This is a genomic window from Rodentibacter trehalosifermentans, from assembly GCF_002000545.1.
GTDB lineage: Bacteria > Pseudomonadota > Gammaproteobacteria > Enterobacterales > Pasteurellaceae > Rodentibacter > Rodentibacter trehalosifermentans.
On the sequence record NZ_MLHL01000070.1, the window covers coordinates 1 to 15,082 of the forward strand.

25 protein-coding genes and 1 pseudogene are annotated in these 15,082 nt (G+C 39.0%); 5 read left to right on the forward strand and 21 right to left on the reverse strand.

The genetic code is table 11. From position 1 onward, the window contains the following. Positions 1-7: 7 nt before the first annotated feature. The 7 genes from BKK52_RS11350 to BKK52_RS11380 all read right to left on the reverse strand — a co-directional run bounded on the left by BKK52_RS11350 (position 8) and on the right by BKK52_RS11380 (position 4,666). A complete protein-coding gene (locus BKK52_RS11350; protein ID WP_077478715.1) occupies positions 8-1,288 on the reverse strand; it encodes a phage terminase large subunit family protein in 1,281 nt (426 codons plus the stop codon). 2 nt (positions 1,289-1,290) lie between these two features. Beyond that, positions 1,291-1,791 (reverse strand): terminase, encoded by a 501-nt coding sequence (locus BKK52_RS11355; protein WP_077478716.1) that lies wholly within the window; start codon positions 1,789-1,791, stop codon positions 1,291-1,293. 30 nt (positions 1,792-1,821) lie between these two features. Beyond that, entirely contained in the window at positions 1,822-3,210 is a 1,389-nt protein-coding gene (locus BKK52_RS11360) for a site-specific DNA-methyltransferase (RefSeq protein WP_077478717.1), read from the reverse strand. A 15-nt stretch (positions 3,211-3,225) separates the two neighbouring features. Beyond that, on the reverse strand, positions 3,226-3,435 hold the full coding sequence (gene lysC / locus BKK52_RS13695) for an Rz1-like lysis system protein LysC (RefSeq protein ID WP_244160245.1): 210 nt from the start codon (positions 3,433-3,435) through the stop codon (positions 3,226-3,228). Beyond that, positions 3,413-3,772 (reverse strand): DUF2570 family protein, encoded by a 360-nt coding sequence (locus tag BKK52_RS11370; protein ID WP_244160246.1) that lies wholly within the window; start codon positions 3,770-3,772, stop codon positions 3,413-3,415. Before BKK52_RS11370 ends, lysC begins: the two co-directional genes overlap by 23 nt. 113 nt (positions 3,773-3,885) lie before the next feature. Next, the gene (locus BKK52_RS11375; RefSeq protein WP_077478719.1) at positions 3,886-4,428 is read right to left on the reverse strand and encodes a lysozyme; all 543 of its coding nucleotides are present in this window, start codon (positions 4,426-4,428) and stop codon (positions 3,886-3,888) included. Next, complete coding sequence (locus tag BKK52_RS11380) at positions 4,421-4,666, reverse strand: hypothetical protein (protein ID WP_077477512.1); 246 nt, start codon at positions 4,664-4,666, stop codon at positions 4,421-4,423. Before BKK52_RS11380 ends, BKK52_RS11375 begins: the two co-directional genes overlap by 8 nt. A gap of 102 nt (positions 4,667-4,768) precedes the next feature. Between BKK52_RS11380 and BKK52_RS13550 the strand changes: the two genes are divergently transcribed. Next, positions 4,769-5,311: a hypothetical protein gene (locus tag BKK52_RS13550; protein ID WP_077478720.1), complete on the forward strand. Its 543-nt coding sequence runs from the start codon at positions 4,769-4,771 to the stop codon at positions 5,309-5,311. A gap of 337 nt (positions 5,312-5,648) precedes the next feature. On the opposite strand, the gene BKK52_RS11390 is transcribed toward BKK52_RS13550, so the two are convergent. Together BKK52_RS11390 and yecR are read right to left on the reverse strand one after the other, a co-directional pair. After that, a complete protein-coding gene (locus BKK52_RS11390) occupies positions 5,649-6,452 on the reverse strand; it encodes a BRO family protein (RefSeq protein ID WP_077478721.1) in 804 nt (267 codons plus the stop codon). Positions 6,453-6,762: 310 nt separating this feature from the next. Further along, the gene (gene yecR, locus BKK52_RS11395; protein WP_077478722.1) at positions 6,763-7,071 is read right to left on the reverse strand and encodes a YecR family lipoprotein; all 309 of its coding nucleotides are present in this window, start codon (positions 7,069-7,071) and stop codon (positions 6,763-6,765) included. 156 nt (positions 7,072-7,227) lie between these two features. Between yecR and BKK52_RS11400 the strand changes: the two genes are divergently transcribed. Both BKK52_RS11400 and BKK52_RS11405 read left to right on the forward strand, forming a co-directional pair. Beyond that, complete coding sequence (locus BKK52_RS11400; RefSeq protein WP_077478723.1) at positions 7,228-7,506, forward strand: type II toxin-antitoxin system RelE/ParE family toxin; 279 nt, start codon at positions 7,228-7,230, stop codon at positions 7,504-7,506. Between the two features lie 9 nt (positions 7,507-7,515). Further along, positions 7,516-7,806 (forward strand): HigA family addiction module antitoxin, encoded by a 291-nt coding sequence (locus tag BKK52_RS11405; protein WP_077478724.1) that lies wholly within the window; start codon positions 7,516-7,518, stop codon positions 7,804-7,806. A gap of 27 nt (positions 7,807-7,833) precedes the next feature. On the opposite strand, the pseudogene BKK52_RS11410 reads toward BKK52_RS11405, so the two are convergent. From BKK52_RS11410 to BKK52_RS11460, 12 genes and pseudogenes are all read right to left on the reverse strand, one after another. Continuing rightward, positions 7,834-8,136, reverse strand: a pseudogene (locus BKK52_RS11410) (antiterminator Q family protein); the annotation flags it as partial. Between the two features lie 64 nt (positions 8,137-8,200). Beyond that, a complete protein-coding gene (locus BKK52_RS11415) occupies positions 8,201-8,764 on the reverse strand; it encodes a recombination protein NinG (protein ID WP_077478725.1) in 564 nt (187 codons plus the stop codon). 8 nt (positions 8,765-8,772) lie between these two features. Beyond that, a complete protein-coding gene (locus BKK52_RS11420; protein ID WP_244160247.1) occupies positions 8,773-9,225 on the reverse strand; it encodes a DUF1367 family protein in 453 nt (150 codons plus the stop codon). Continuing rightward, entirely contained in the window at positions 9,222-9,455 is a 234-nt protein-coding gene (locus tag BKK52_RS11425) for a hypothetical protein (RefSeq protein ID WP_077478726.1), read from the reverse strand. The genes BKK52_RS11420 and BKK52_RS11425 overlap by 4 nt, the downstream gene beginning before the upstream one ends. Continuing rightward, a complete protein-coding gene (locus BKK52_RS11430; protein ID WP_077478727.1) occupies positions 9,436-9,945 on the reverse strand; it encodes a phage N-6-adenine-methyltransferase in 510 nt (169 codons plus the stop codon). Before BKK52_RS11430 ends, BKK52_RS11425 begins: the two co-directional genes overlap by 20 nt. Beyond that, positions 9,942-10,577 (reverse strand): replication protein P, encoded by a 636-nt coding sequence (locus BKK52_RS11435; RefSeq protein WP_077478728.1) that lies wholly within the window; start codon positions 10,575-10,577, stop codon positions 9,942-9,944. The genes BKK52_RS11430 and BKK52_RS11435 overlap by 4 nt, the downstream gene beginning before the upstream one ends. Continuing rightward, positions 10,565-10,879 (reverse strand): hypothetical protein, encoded by a 315-nt coding sequence (locus BKK52_RS14270; RefSeq protein WP_425272086.1) that lies wholly within the window; start codon positions 10,877-10,879, stop codon positions 10,565-10,567. Before BKK52_RS14270 ends, BKK52_RS11435 begins: the two co-directional genes overlap by 13 nt. Before the next feature lie 128 nt (positions 10,880-11,007). Then, positions 11,008-11,331, reverse strand: a complete 324-nt coding sequence (locus BKK52_RS14275; RefSeq protein ID WP_425272087.1) for a helix-turn-helix domain-containing protein — start codon at positions 11,329-11,331, stop codon at positions 11,008-11,010. 11 nt (positions 11,332-11,342) lie between these two features. Further along, on the reverse strand, positions 11,343-11,582 hold the full coding sequence (locus BKK52_RS11445) for a helix-turn-helix domain-containing protein (protein WP_077478729.1): 240 nt from the start codon (positions 11,580-11,582) through the stop codon (positions 11,343-11,345). 65 nt (positions 11,583-11,647) lie between these two features. Then, positions 11,648-12,109 (reverse strand): hypothetical protein, encoded by a 462-nt coding sequence (locus tag BKK52_RS13555; protein WP_158076048.1) that lies wholly within the window; start codon positions 12,107-12,109, stop codon positions 11,648-11,650. A gap of 24 nt (positions 12,110-12,133) precedes the next feature. Continuing rightward, positions 12,134-12,430 (reverse strand): hypothetical protein, encoded by a 297-nt coding sequence (locus BKK52_RS11455; protein WP_077474654.1) that lies wholly within the window; start codon positions 12,428-12,430, stop codon positions 12,134-12,136. Positions 12,431-12,450: 20 nt separating this feature from the next. After that, positions 12,451-12,660, reverse strand: a complete 210-nt coding sequence (locus tag BKK52_RS11460) for a transcriptional regulator (protein WP_077478731.1) — start codon at positions 12,658-12,660, stop codon at positions 12,451-12,453. Positions 12,661-12,802: 142 nt separating this feature from the next. On the opposite strand from BKK52_RS11460, the gene BKK52_RS11465 reads away from it, so the two are divergent. Both BKK52_RS11465 and BKK52_RS11470 read left to right on the forward strand, forming a co-directional pair. Next, positions 12,803-13,507, forward strand: a complete 705-nt coding sequence (locus BKK52_RS11465) for an XRE family transcriptional regulator (protein ID WP_158076049.1) — start codon at positions 12,803-12,805, stop codon at positions 13,505-13,507. Between the two features lie 178 nt (positions 13,508-13,685). Continuing rightward, positions 13,686-14,693: a hypothetical protein gene (locus BKK52_RS11470; protein WP_077478732.1), complete on the forward strand. Its 1,008-nt coding sequence runs from the start codon at positions 13,686-13,688 to the stop codon at positions 14,691-14,693. Positions 14,694-15,082: the final 389 nt, after the last annotated feature.

The following is a 15,082-nucleotide window of genomic DNA, read 5'->3' on the forward strand; positions in this document are numbered from 1 at the left end:
ATCTACTTCAGCCCCTTATTTTATTCCAATCACCACGCAACATTTTTACATTCCCCACATTAACTTGTGCCGCAAATGGTTCTGCTCGAGTTACTTTATCTCCACTTTCAGGGCTGAATTTCACCCGATAACCGTTAAAAATATTCCGTACAAAATGAAGAACCTGAGATTTTCCTGCCTGCCCAGGATCTTGAGGAATACTAATCTGAACAGGAGTACCATCTAATGAAGCAGTGTTTCTCATCATTCTATCTCGTTCATCAGAGCCTAAATCTCCGTGAGCTAAATCAGCGATAATCACTATGCCCTCTGACGTAATGCCAACTTTTGCTCCGGCAGTTGGGTCACCGCCAACTGTAGCTCCCAAATCCCACCCTCGAACCCAACGAATATTTCCGGCAGGTAAGGCATTAATAATCTCAATCTGATTTGGCTTAAATACACCACCATCCAAAGGAGCTGGTCGTTGCATATATTGCCCGGCAAACATATAAGGTGCAGCTTTTTCCATTTGGCGTAGTTGCTCAATACTATGCTTTTCTGGCCATAATGCTTCTCCATCATCAGTAATGGCGGCAAGATTTAAATGCTCCCACTCTTCACCATTACCACCATCTAACAACCATCCAGATAAATCACTCTCATGCAATCGTTGCATAATTACGATAATAGGCGTATTTTTTGGATCGTTCTTACGGCTTTCAACAGTGTTTTGGAACCAATCAATTACGTTTTGGCGCATTACATCAGAGCGAGCTTCATCGGCTTTATGAGGATCGTCTAAAATTATCGCCCCACCAACCCCCTCTCGTTGTTTACCTGCACCAAACCCTGTAATCGTACCTCCTGCGCCTGTTGCGTAGAAAACACCGCCATTTGTTGTAGTCCAATGATTTTTAGCTTCACTATCAAGAATGACATTTTGGAAAATTTCCTGATAAGCTTCATGCTGAATAAGAGAACGGATATTTGAACTGTTATTTACCGCAAGCGTGGCAGAATAACTAGCGTGGATAAACTCACAATCAGGAACTTTACCAAAGCACCACGCCACAAAATTAACCACTGCAATTTCTGTTTTAGAATAGCGTGGTGGGATATTGATGATCAGTCTTTTGGTTTTTCCTTGGAAAACTCTCATCAAGGCTTCGCAAATTAACTGGTGATGTTTTGCCCTTAACCACTTGTAACCACGCTTTTGCAAAAACATGTAACGAGTAAAAAAGTAAAGATCGTTTCTCACCAATTCTGCCGCCACTAACTTTTGTGCTGCACTGAACTGAAACATATCTACACCTTTTTCAGCAAGTCTTGAGCTATCTCTCTGAATTCATCATTGGATAGATTGATATTCTGGTTTGTAACTGTGCCGGAAATCTCTTGAATTTGCTTATCACGCCATTTATCAGGCTGCCTATTTTTGAGCCAAAAAATAGCGGATGTTGGATCAGGCGGGTAGTGCTTAATTAGAGGTGTCTCAACAATTTGATTTTCAATCACTCGGATATCAATATCAGGAGCCTCATAGCCTAATGCCCTTTGATAAAGACTGTTAGCTACATTTGCATCTGCTAGCATTTTCCCTTTTTTTATGGACTCGCAAAAATCAGAATGCTCTAATTTCCATCGGTTTATTGTTGATTCATCAACATCAAAAAAATCAGCAATATCTTTGTCTGTAGCACCTAATAAACATAACTTTTCTACTTGGGCGGTATATTCGGATTTATATTTTGTTGGTCTACCACGCCCCTTAGACGTGGATTTCACCTCGTCTTTTTTCTTAGGCATAGGTTTAATCCTTATAGGTTATTTCTGTGTTTATGTTCTTGTGGCTTTGAAAGACTTAAAGCCAGTATCTATCTTTTTGTTTGGATGAGATTTTCTAATTGCCGCTCCAGCAAGGCGAATACGCTCTTTGGAAATTTCGGCGATATTTTTAAAGCCTGCCTTAAAGGCTTCGGATTTTTCATTCGTTTTTTCAGGAAGTTGCACCAAAATAAATTGACGATTTCCCCCGTCTTCAGCGTTCAATTGCATGACGGCATGGGCGGTTGTGCCAGAACCTGCGAAGAAATCTAATACAATATCATTACTTGTAGTTTTAAATTTAGTTAAATACTGAATTAAGCTAATGGGTTTGGTATAACTAAAAACCTCTGTTCCAAATAATTCCATAACTTCTTTTGTTGCAATTTCATTTGTTTCAACTTGTTGTTCAGATTTATTTATAACGGGTGTAATAATTTTATCTTTAATAAAATTGGTTGGTCTCTTTGAACCTTTCTCTAGCCTCTGAAAACGAACCGAAATTTTTTCTGTTTTAGCTATAAAAGTAGTGCCATTTGATACTTCTTCGTCTAATTTATTTTGTGTCCATTTAAATTCCCCAACTAATTCAACATCATTGGTTGCAAAATAATTATTTATAGAAATATCATTTAATAGAGTTACTTTTTCATACTCTCCAGCCTTTAAAATACCTCTTTCCATAAATTTTATTGAGAAAGTATTTGCAGGAAAAATTAATTTCACTTTAGAATTCCCGGAATTTAATAATGGTTCATCTCCATCATCTTGATTCTCACCCACATATTTTTGATTATCTTTATTCTTCTCATAACACAAAATATATTCGTTGGTTTTTCTTGATTTGGTAGATAAACTTGGTGGTGTAGATGTTTTTACCCAAGAAAAAATTTCAATAAAATTTTCTTCCCCAAATATTTCATCACATAGAATTCTCAGCTGTGCCATTTCATTGTTATCAATGGAAATAAAAATTACCCCATCATCTTTTAATAGTTCACGGGCAATATAAAGGCGTGGATACATAAAGGTGAGCCAGGCGGAATGACTTAATTCTCTCTTGGAAACCGATTTGATTGATTTTTTAGCCTCAATTAAGGAAATGTTATACATATCGGCAATTTGTTGAGGCGTATAAGTAAATTTATCGTTATAACAAAATTTTTTACCAGTATTGTATGGAGGATCAATGTAAATCATTTTCACGCTATTAGCGTAGGTGTCTTTCAGATACTTCAAAACCTCTAGACTTTCTCCCTCAATAAAGATATTGCTAGAGATCTTATTCTCCGGTTTTTTATTATGAGCTTTATCTTCGACTAAACAAATTGAATGAGGAGTGTCAATCTGATTTTTAGCTAGTGTTTTGCCAATCCAATTTAATCCATATTCAAAAGACATTCTTATACAACTCTCTTATTTCTGCGCTTGCTCTACTCGCCATTCCCGAATCTTATCAACTCGGTTTAGGCAAACATCACGCTCACGTTTGAGGATAACGGCATATTGCGCAACATCACCGTAAGTGCTGCCGTTAAATGGGGTTTTGTCTAAATGGGAAATAAAAGCCGCAGGGAGCGTAGGGCAAGCCGTTGTGATTGGCTCATTCTTGGCGCAAGAACTCAACAATACTGCGAGGAGCGTTGCTGTTATAAGCTTCACTCTCTTTAATTTGTTTTGGGATGGTTCTGATAACTTCATCTGATTTACTCCTTGCTTCTGATTCCGCTTTACTCAATTCAAGTGTCAGGCGTTGGTTTTCTTCCGCCTCAAATTTAAGCCGAGAAATGACCGCACTTTGATTAGCGATAGTTTGGGCTTGCGCCTGATTATCGGCTTTTAGTTCATCAATCACATTTGATTGGTGCCAAACCCAGCCACCTAACCCCAATATTGCCGTAAGTGCAATGAATGCAACTAGCACAAACAATTTCGTCATAGCGCCTGTGAAGATATTTAACATTCTCAACTCCTAAAATGTGAGGAATCCTAAAAAGAGAAACCAACCCCAACCGGTAATACCATGAAAAGCAAGAAAACCTGCCGCAATAAATAAACAAGTGCTCGGTAAATATCTCATCTCAACCCCGTTAGGCATAATTGCCGCTCTTTATCTCTTCTGATTTCCAACCCACGCAATTTTTTACCACCGGCATAAACCCATTTCGGAAACTCATTACAAGCTCCGACATAGTCACCGGCATTGGCTTTACGGAACATCGTTGATTTACGCATTGCACCACAACCCACGTTAAATACCATGGAAGTCATGGCATCAAATGTACCTTGTGGCAAGGTTCGCCCCTTGGCATATTGATTCACACACCCCTCGGCAATTCTTAAGTCATTCGCCCAGCGGTCCGCAATCTCTTTGTCCGTGTAACGTTTATTGGGATTAATCGCTCTACCGCTTGCTGCCGTTGAACCAATCCCAACCGTCAAAACATCGGCAGGGCATTGATACGGATCACAACGACAACCTTCTGCATTGCCGATAATCTCCATTCCCTTTTCACTAATCCGTAAATCAGGGTGATCCGTCTGCACGATACCGATAATGGCGGCGACACTACATACCACCACACCACTAACAGTACCGGCAATTTTTAATCTACTCATCTCTTAATCCTCGCTTGAGTTGCTGCACTTTAAGTGCATGGATTTCTTCTTCTCGTTCCTCCGCTCGCTCTCTTGCCCGACCTTCAGAACATTTTGAATAAAGATTAACTAATGCCGTCACAATACCGATAGCAAGACTGATCAACATTAAATTTTGCTGGTCGCTTAACCAAGCAAGTAAACCGGAAAAGCTAGACCAGAAATAACTTTGGTTTCCCGGGTCTTTAAACATTTTCATACTCCACCTCACTTTTGAGGCAATAAAAAAGCTCACCTGTTACAGTGAGCTGTGGTTCTGTTAAGATAAAGTTTCCACACAATAAAATAACAGAGGTTTAAAATGAAACTAAATCGTGCATTGCAAAAAGAAATCTTACTGAAACTTGCTGAAACCTATCCACATCCTAATGGCGAACAATTAATTCACTATATTGGACGAGAAAAAGGATATGAGGGATTAAATAATCACTCTTATGAACATGTTGTTGCCAATTTATTCTACTTGCAAGAACACCAACTTGTTGATGGATTTTCAATAACATACGCATTAGGGGGCGCTTCTGTCGAGAATTTTTATAACGCTCGTTTAACGAATAAAGGCGCCGATTTTCTACTTGATGACGGAGGTTTATCTGCAATCTTAGGAACTATCACTGTAAAATTTCACGAAGATACACTGAAAGCGTTACTGGCAAGTAAAATCCAATCTGCCAATATTCCTGCCTCAGAAAAATCTACTCTACTTTCTGCATTGAAGAATCTAAGCGGAAAAGCCCTAGAGCAGGTAATAACGAAATTGGTTGATCTAGGCTTTGAAAATGCGGATCAAGCCATTCCTCTGCTGAAAATAGCGTTTGAGTCTTTACAGAAATCTGTTTCTTAAAAATAAAGCTACCAATCAGCTTTCCGGTTTGATTGCGAATAGGTAATGAAAATTGCTCGATTGAGTGCTTTTGGGAAGAATTAGGAATAGAAAGCATTAAGCGATCTTTTTCATCTAACCACATTTCAATCCCCAAAAATGCGAAAGGCTGAACAAGTTTGTTATCTTCCATTTTTCACCACCAACAAAAAAGCCCCGACTGGAAACCAATCAGGGCTGTTAAAATTTATTTGTGCGTTGCTTATGTGCAAAAACCGCACTATAGTGTGAATCATATACTTTCAGTCTAGACTTTGCAAGTATTTTTTCAATAAAGTGCGATTTTTTTAATTAGATTTTACGGCTCTAGAAAGGCAAGAATATCCGCCTTGTGTTCGGGGTAAGGCAATTCTTCTGCTAACATTGAAATGGCAAGCCTTACTCGATCCATAGTTCGGCATTGGCGGTTGAGCAATCCCCACATTTTAGGTTCTTCGGCTTTATGTTTTACCATTGAATCGTGGAACTCGGCTGAATAGTAATAAAGCAACGCTAACGGATAAAGCAAGGAATATGAGAGTGTTGGCTTTTTGACCGCAATGGAAGACATTGAGGCAATATAGATAAGCACATCCCTTAAGTGGGAGCGTGGGATTTGTTCGTATTTTGCAACATTGAATTTATTTTTAGTTCTTGCCCAAATTTCGCCGTAGCTTAAGCCCGTGCGTTCGTGAGTGGCTTTTACTGCATTTTGAATTTGGCGTTGCTCTTCGGGTGTAATTGTTTCCGTCAAAACAATCTGTTTCGGTTCTAACTGGTATTTCCCAGTTTTGCGGATCTGCGGTAATACTTCTGCCGTTACCCATTTTCTAAAACGGTGAGGAACAGATCCTTTTTTCACGGCATCACGGCAACGTAAGATCAAGGTGTACATTCCGCTTTCGCTGACTAAATTTACTTGATCATTGCCTTTGCTTATGCCCTTAATTGAAGTAAGGGCTACTTCATCTTCATCAAGATTTCTTAAAGCATTTGTTGTTTGGGTAAGTCCCAATGCTTGACAAACATCAGCAGCAACAAACCAAGGTTCATTATTGATAGCTAAAGTGCGGATAGAATTTTGTTCAAAATTGAAAGTTGAGATTTGAGTTGATTGAGACATAAGTCTACTCCTTTGGATTTTTTACGAAATATTTCCCTAAACATAGGGCGCCAAGAGGTTCGTAAACCGTCCAAAGTCGGCTGGAGTTATTTCCCTTTCGGGTATTGTATTCCTCGCCCTCTCGGCATAGATTGAATTTTAGGTATGCACAATCAAAATTCGCAGGAAGAGAGAAAAGAGATCACGAATTTTAGGCATAAAAAAACCGCTATGCTGTCGGGTGCGGATTTCCGCTCTGGATTTAAGGTTACGACACCTTAGTTAGGATAATACAAAAAAGCCCTATTGATTGCAATAGGGCTAATTACTATTATTTGTCTAAACACTGATATTGCATTGTAACTGTAAATTCATTACACCCGAAACCAGTAGGCATTGTACAAACCTGTCTTTTTCCACCAAATTTTTCAGCATTTTTATAACCCCAAGAAGAACAGCGTTTCTTAGCGACTTCTAATCCTTGTTCTTCGCTAATTTTTGGTACTTCAAAACCACTATATGTGTATGATAATTCAATTGTACCATCAGATTTACTTCCTCCTGTTGCTACTAATTCTTTATGAACAGTACAACCAACCAATAATGTACAAGCTAATCCAGTCAATAATAATTTTTTCATTTTAAGATCTCCATAAAGTAAAAAAGAGATCGCATTATAGGAAAAAAGGATTCAATTAATTGATTTTTTTGAGTGATTTTTAAGCGAGCTATATCATCTTGCTTTATGTAGCGTGTTACACTACAATAATACCATTAATTATTAAAACGACTTGTTATGATACTTTCTTTTAAACATAAGGGACTGGAAAAATTTTACAAAACCGGTTCAACAGCTGGCATTATCGTTGCACACTCTGCTAAGTTGAAACGGATCTTAGCCCGTTTAAATAGCAGTAAAACCGCTCAAGATATGAATATCCCCGGTTGGAATTTACACCCTTTATCCGGCAATCTTGTCAATCATTGGAGCGTTAAAGTCAATGGCAACTGGCGCGTAACATTCAAATTGGAAAATGGACACGCTGAAATTGTCGATTACCAAGATTATCATTAGGAGTTTATTATGCGTATGCACAATCCCCCACACCCGGCAGAAGTTATTCGTGAAGATATTTTGCCTGAACTTGGTTTAAGTGTGACTGAGGCAGCTAAACAGTTAGGCGTAAATCGAGTAACACTTTCCCGTTTATTAAATGGTAAATCCGGCATTAGTGCCGATATGGCATTACGTTTGCACGTTTGGCTTGGAGAAAATAGCCCTAGTCCTGAAAGTTGGTTACATCAGCAAGCTGATTATGATTTATGGCAAGCCTCTCAAAAAGCAGATTTCTCAATAAAGCCTATTTTTGCTTAAAAATAAAGGCTCTTAGTGAGCCTTTTATTACGCCATAAATACTGTTTTCCCTGTATGCAACATTAATTTGAGTGATGTTTTCGCTGTTTTTAGACGGTTAAAATACTCTGCCCTAGAAATATTAAGGTAACGATGAATATCGTTAACTTCCCACCGCTCCACATAGGTCAGCATAAACACATCATAAAGCTCAGGGTTCACTTTATACATAATCAACATACATTCGTTAATCTGCATTCCCAGTTCATCAGAAATTGGGTCTAAGTACGGTTTATAGGCATATTCGGCATTAGGCTTAACTTGAGCAAATCCGGCTGATATGCGAGGAAATTCCGTACCGTAACGAGGTGTCGCTCAATAGCCCCATTGCACCGCTACTCTATCGATATTAATACTACTCATTTAGCCCCTCTAATGTTTTAATTTTTGCTTTGTAATACTTGATAATTTCTTTACAGTCTTCGATGGTGTATTTTTTCGGGTCGTGATCTTGGCGTTCCAGCCACTCGACTTTATCTACACCGATTTTCCCCACAAGATGAATCCGATATTCAATGGCATTGCCGCTTTTATGGTTATTACAGGGCTGGCATTGTTTATGAACATTCAACTCACAAAACCGTAATTCGGGTGCCGCACCAACACTGCGGTAATGCCCTGCGTGCCATTGCCCTTGATGATAGCGACCGCAACTAATACATGGCTCATCTTTATCCCGTAAACGAATGAATTTATTAAACACTGTCTGCGCCTCTTTCAGCCATTCTGAACGGCTTTTTAATCTTGCCTTACGCTCCTTTAGGTTTTTCTTTTCGGCTTTTTCTCGGGCTTTCTGTGCGCTATCTCGGACTAACTCAATAGCACATTTCGGAGAACAAGCCTTTTGCATTGAGTTAAACGGGGTAAACGCTGCGTCACAGGATTTACACTTCTTTGGTTTGAGTGATTTAGTTCTCATCTTCCCCTCTAAAAAAACGCATAAAGCTGATTAATCACATTTTCATCGGTGGTGTTGCCGAAAACGTGTTTTAGTGCAGCGTTAATCACTGCACTTAGGCATTCCCCACGCTCAATATCGTCCATCTCGTCAAGCTTTAAACTCTGTGCTTCTCGGCTGATTTCCCCAGTGTCAAAATCAACATACTCATCAAAGAACCCGGCAAGAATCGTTAATCGTTTGCGAAAATGATTGAATTGTTTTACTTCGTCGGCAAACTCAAGCCCGCTGTTTTCTGTCGTCCAGTGATCGAAACAGAATTTAAAAAATGCAAATAATTTACGGTGCAATCTAGGGTTATTGACTTTCTTTAGCTCGATTTCATAAAGCCCACCGTTTTCAAGTCGTTTCAGTTTATCTAGATACATATCATCAGCGGGACAAAGGATTCCACCGGCATTTTTAATCATCGGGATTTTCATTCTTGATACTCCACACCCAACGCTTCCAAGCCAAAATAACCGCAGGATTTTGTGCGATTGATGGCGCATTGCTCACTTGCCTGCGGGTATGGCACCGGCTTGATTAAATGGCCGTGACATCTAAATCTATCGTCCGACCATTCGCCAATAAATGCCGACACCGGTTCACCGACCCATAAATCTTCTAATTCCGCACCGCACTTAGGGCATTTAAAGCGATTGTCCGTCATAATACCCACCGCACTTTTTCACAAAATCCAATTCCACTTGACGTGTTACAAAGCCCTGCATAAACGGATCGAACACCGCCACCATAGAGCCTTTGTTATTGCCTTTGACTTCTTGACCCGTAACCGGGTGTAAGAAATTGATTCGCCCACCTATGATGTCGATAACCTCCGTGGCGTTTTCTTGAATCAGCTTGTACCACTTGGTGCTTTTATCTGCCGGTAACAACATCACCACTAAATGACCTTGTGCCATTAATTCAGCTGCACGTTTTACAAATGGCATTGGGTCGCTGTAAGGAGGATTGACGAAGATTCTGCTATTTGCCTTGTAACAATTAAACTCAAGGAAATTCATCGATTCCGTGACGAAATAGGCACATAAGGCGTTACGGCTACTTGCACAGCCATCTACATTGAACCGGAACAATAAATTAAGCCAATTAAACACATATCTTGCTGTACGATAGTGGTCTTTGTTAAATTCGGTCATTGCATTGCTCCTCGCATCTTTGCCATAAAACGGTCCCTTGCTTCGTCTGCCCGTGCCTTGTCATAAAAACTTGGTTTTTCCGAAATCATTTTTGGAATATCCTCAAAAGGGAAATTTGACCGCACTTTTTCTGCCGCCTCATTGAGTAATTTCTCAATGACTTTGCGTGTGTCATCCTCGGATTTTTTGCGGCATTTTTCATAGAGATTCTTCAAGAGCCAATATTCAACTTTTGAACGATATTGAAATTCGTCCCGATTGAATCGGGCATAGCCCAAAAATGTTTGGTAGCGTTGGTATAATTCCGCTTCATTCGGTAAGCCCAATGCGTGATAGTCAACCCATTGGCACCAAGAAACAAACAACCCCACGCTTGGCAAAAATTTATCTGTAGATTCCTCGGCAATGGTTAGCCCTTTTTCAAGTTGAGATCTGGTAATTTTTTTCTTCACCAACACACGCAACCACGTTTGTTTGGTTTCAAGATAATCCGCCTCAGTCTCAAATGCAGTACGCCAACCGGGAAAAATCCCTTTCAATTTCTGAAAGAGCCAATTAATCATTGCTTCGGCACGTTGCGCACGTTCCGGCGGAATTTGGTTTAATTGAGATTGTGTCGCTAAAGATTCCATTGCTGTCCATCCACGGTGATGCTCATTCCGGCAGACCACCCCGTCTGCGTATCGTCAAATTTTGGCTTGTTTGGAGGTGCCATCCCTCGCAGTTTTTCATCACGCCAATCCCAAGTGGCGTTAAAGCCCTGCCAGTTCCGTTCAATCATAATTTCAATCACCTCGCCAATTGAAATCCCTGCTCTGTCCGCCTGTTTCTGCAAGCGATTCATCTGGGTTTCGCTAATCACGCCCTTTTTGGCTTTGCGGTGTGCAATAAAATCTTTGGCAAGCTGACCGGTTATTCCAAACTGCTCAAGCAAAATTTCAGCCTCGCTTTTTTGCGTAGTTTTTTTATTAGGGTTAATTGATGGTTCAATTGACGGTTCTGGGTCAACCTCGTTGACTAGGGGTGGTAAAGCTCCTTGACTAGGGTGGTCAACCTCGTTGACTAGGGGTGGTCAACCTCGTTGACTAGGGGTGGTAAAGCTCCTTGACTAGTCAAAGGCGGCAATTCCTCCCATTTTTCAGAGTGCAAAATGTACAAATTTGAAGAATGCCCTTTTGATGTTTTTCTTTCCTTAATGCTGATATACCCCATTTCAGCCAATTTTTTAGTATGACCAATTGCCGTTTGGCGGGATATTTCACATTGTTGAGCCACTTTTTTGTAGCTTGGATAACAAACACCCTCATCATTGGCATTGTCAGCCAGTTTGATAAGAAGCAGTTTTGTGAGAGGATTGCCGACTTTGGCATTAAATGCCTTGTCCATTAGTTTTATGCTCATGCACCCACCGCCATAAAATATGCTTTATAAACTTTGCCGGTTCGCTCATCGTGAACGAACTCGTCTTCAATCGGATAACCACGCTCTTTTAAATCATAAATACGGGCTGAAAGGTGCATACAACCAAATAGCCTTAATGCTTCAAGGGAGGTGAGCCGTCCACCGTTTTTCATAAATGCCAAAATCCTCGCATTCTGCGATTGACTTGTTTTTTCGTTTGGATTAACATTTTCCATAGATTAAATTTTCCTATTTATCTACTAACCACCGCTGCAACGGTGGTTTTTTATTGCCCTAAATATTATTTTTTCTTACAATCCGAACCATCTTTTTCATTCAGAGGTTCATTATGGATATTTCCGCTATCTTCACTTCCGCCAAAACCACTCTTGACTTGCTCTCCGGTATGGAAAGCAATACTGTTTTGAGTGAGAGGGTTGCCTTGCTCAAGGATCAGATCGAAATACTCCGATATGCTCACGAAGCGACTCAAAAAGAATTGTCCGAAACAAAAGAAAAGTGCGCCAAACTTGAGAATGAAATAGCGGCTTACCGAGCAGCCGAACAATTTGTCTTTGAACACGGAGCGGCGTTTAAAAAATCCCCTAGCGGATACATCAAAGCGGTGTATTGTCCCAACTGCCTTACTGTTGCCGGCGGTAGCATTTTTAGTTTTCCGTTTCAGTGCGGAAACTGCAAATGGCGCAGTATGTTTAAGATTGGCGAGTTTGATCGCATTTTTAATTCGTTGCCGTAAACTCATTACTTCTCCTAAAATAGAACGTCTTTATTGCCCTAAATACTTCTCTCTTAACCGCTCATCTAAGCCATTTAGTGATAGGAGTAATAGCTCAAACTCCCTTCTCGAAATTGCAATATGCGTTTCTTTATCGAATAGCCCGAAATCAAGTGCGGTCAAAAAATTCAACGTTTTTACCATCTCATTGTTCGCCACAAATCGACTTAGCGTGGACGGATCGCAATCCATTCGTCCAGCTACCTCAATTTGTTTCTGACGGTAGTATTTCTCCATAACAGGATCGGAAAGTTCTCTTGCCGATCCCAATAACTTATTGCGTGCCATTGCGAGTACCTTTGGGTAAATTAGGTTCGTGATAGCAAATGTGAAAATTCGGGTGATATATCTTCAGCTTTAACTTTTCCCTTCGTGGCTTTCTCAATTCGCAACGCATTTTCAAGGGAAATCGCACCACCGTTTAACCATTTGCTCACAGCATTTTGACTTACGCCGCAAGCCTCAGCTAATAGCTGCTTTCCTAGCGTTTCAATAGCTTCTTGTACAAATTTATTCATAGCTTGTTGTTTTTCAAAAAATAAAACAACTCATATATTATAGCTTTGGTTGTTTTAAGTAAAGAAAAAATATCGCTTTAGTTATTTGAATGTTTAAAACCTCAGTTTTAAAATAATGAAAAATTTAAATAGGGTAAAAGGTATGTCATTCGGTGAACGTCTAAAAATCGCAAGAAAAAATGCAGGTTTAACTCAATCTGATTTAGGGAAAGCAATAGGAGTGAGCCAAAACGCTATTCAAAAAATTGAAGCAGGTGGAGATACTAAGCATAAGTTGGCATTAGCCACTGTGTTAGGTGTGAATCCTGTTTGGTTAGAGAGCGGTTCTAATAGTGCTGTTAGTGAATCATCAGTATCAGTAACAACAAAAAATTTTTCAAGATCAGACGTTGAAGACTCAATCAAGCTCACATTACTTGATAACAAATTGGCTGCCGGAGATGGTTATATTAATCTTGATTATCCCGATACAATCCGTTCTATTGAGTTTTCTCGAGATAAATTTATGGAGATTTTCCAACGCAAAACCGCAAATAATCTTTCATTAGCGGTGATTGATGGAAACAGTATGTATGATCCAAACAATGAAGAAATGAGCTTAAAACACGGTGATATTGTGTTTATTGATACTTCAATACAAGAGTTTAAAAACGATGGAATTTACGCATTTGTCTTTGAAGGGAAAGCGAGAATTAAACGTTTGCAATACTTGAGCGGCTATCGCTTAAAAGTCATTTCAGATAACCCTACCTACGAAACGGAAATTTTAGAGAAAGATCAAGTTGAACAAATTCATTTTATTGGACAACTAATCAAAAAAATGCCGATGGAAATGTTTGATTTATAAATACTAACAAGAGCACACCAAAGCCAGAAGTTGAATTTTGTGGGGTAAAAAAGAACAAATAAAAGCGTGGTGATAGGGAACTCCAAACAGATATGAAAAATTACGATCAGGGGTGATTAATAATATAAATCAATATGTTATTGTCAGTTTTATAAGATTACGATCAGGAGAATAGTATATGTTAAAAATAACAAACGAAACTGAATTTTTAGAATTTATTTCTTCAATTATCAACGATGGAAACCAAAAATTAAACAGCAAAGATTTTGAACTTCCTGATATAGAATTTAATGGATATCCTAATTTATTCTTTAATGTAAAAGGAAGCACCTATTCATCGACACTCACAACTCCTTTACTTAATGCGTTATCGGAACTAACTTCAGAGATTCAAAAATCTTATTGTTTGATTAAATATGAAACCTCTAATCTTCAACGTTTAACTTTGGAAGATAGACAAAATATTGATATAATTTTTAAAATCAAAGAAGGCTCTTCCGAAGGTGAAAGTGATAATACACAAATTGCTAACGGAATATTTAGTGTGATAAAAGAGGGGATGGCAGGAATGAATGGTTGGCAAAAATTAGCTGTCTTAGTCACTTTTATTGGAGCTATTGGAGGGCTTGGCTATAAATGGCTTGATAACCAGTCTATTGAAGAAGCGACCTCTGCAGCAACGATTAACAATGCAATTACAGCACTTTCAGACACAAATAAACAAGCACTTTCCCTACTAAAAGAACACGGAGGAACGGACATCTCAAACGAGATTGAACAACATTCTGAACAGGCTCAAACTCTATTCTTCAAAGAAGTAGCAAAAGACCCAAATGCGAAACAAGCAACATTAAATCAGATCACTGCAGACAGGGCATTGTTAGATGATTACAAAAAACGAACCTCTAAGCACAGAAGTAAAACACCAAAACTTGATTGGTTTATTATTAAAGGCATTGAACTCTACGCACCTCAATATATTGAAACGGATATCGATATTAGTGTAATTAGAGAATCTGACGATGCTGAATTTACTCTTAGCACCTCATTAACTCTTATGAGCGATGAGGAACTATCTGCCTTGAAAAACGCCTTAGGTACAAGTAATCTTGTAAAAATTGCCTACGAGGAACTCACAGAAAACGGCAAAATAACAAAAAGTCAATTTGTTAGAATTGAACAATAAATTAAACCGCCTCGTGGCGGTTTTCTTTATCCCCTACTCCATAACTCTCCCCACCATTTTCGTGGCGTCACGAAAATGCTCTAAAAACCGACCGCACTTCTCTCTTTTCGCCTATCCATTGATTAAAAAACAAGCAATCAAACTACTTCATCAAAAATTTATTTCTTTAAAAATCAAATAATTAAAACCAAAGCTATAAATAAACACAAATAAAAACAACTTCAGCTATTTACAAGATAAAACCATAGCTATAAAATACCCACATCAAAACAAAACACCCACAAAATAAACTAAGGAGCAAAAAATGAGTTTACAAATTTTATGTCAAGGCTACACCGTTGCAAACCACGAAAAACCAATATTAATAAAACTTAAGGGGCTGAAGTAGA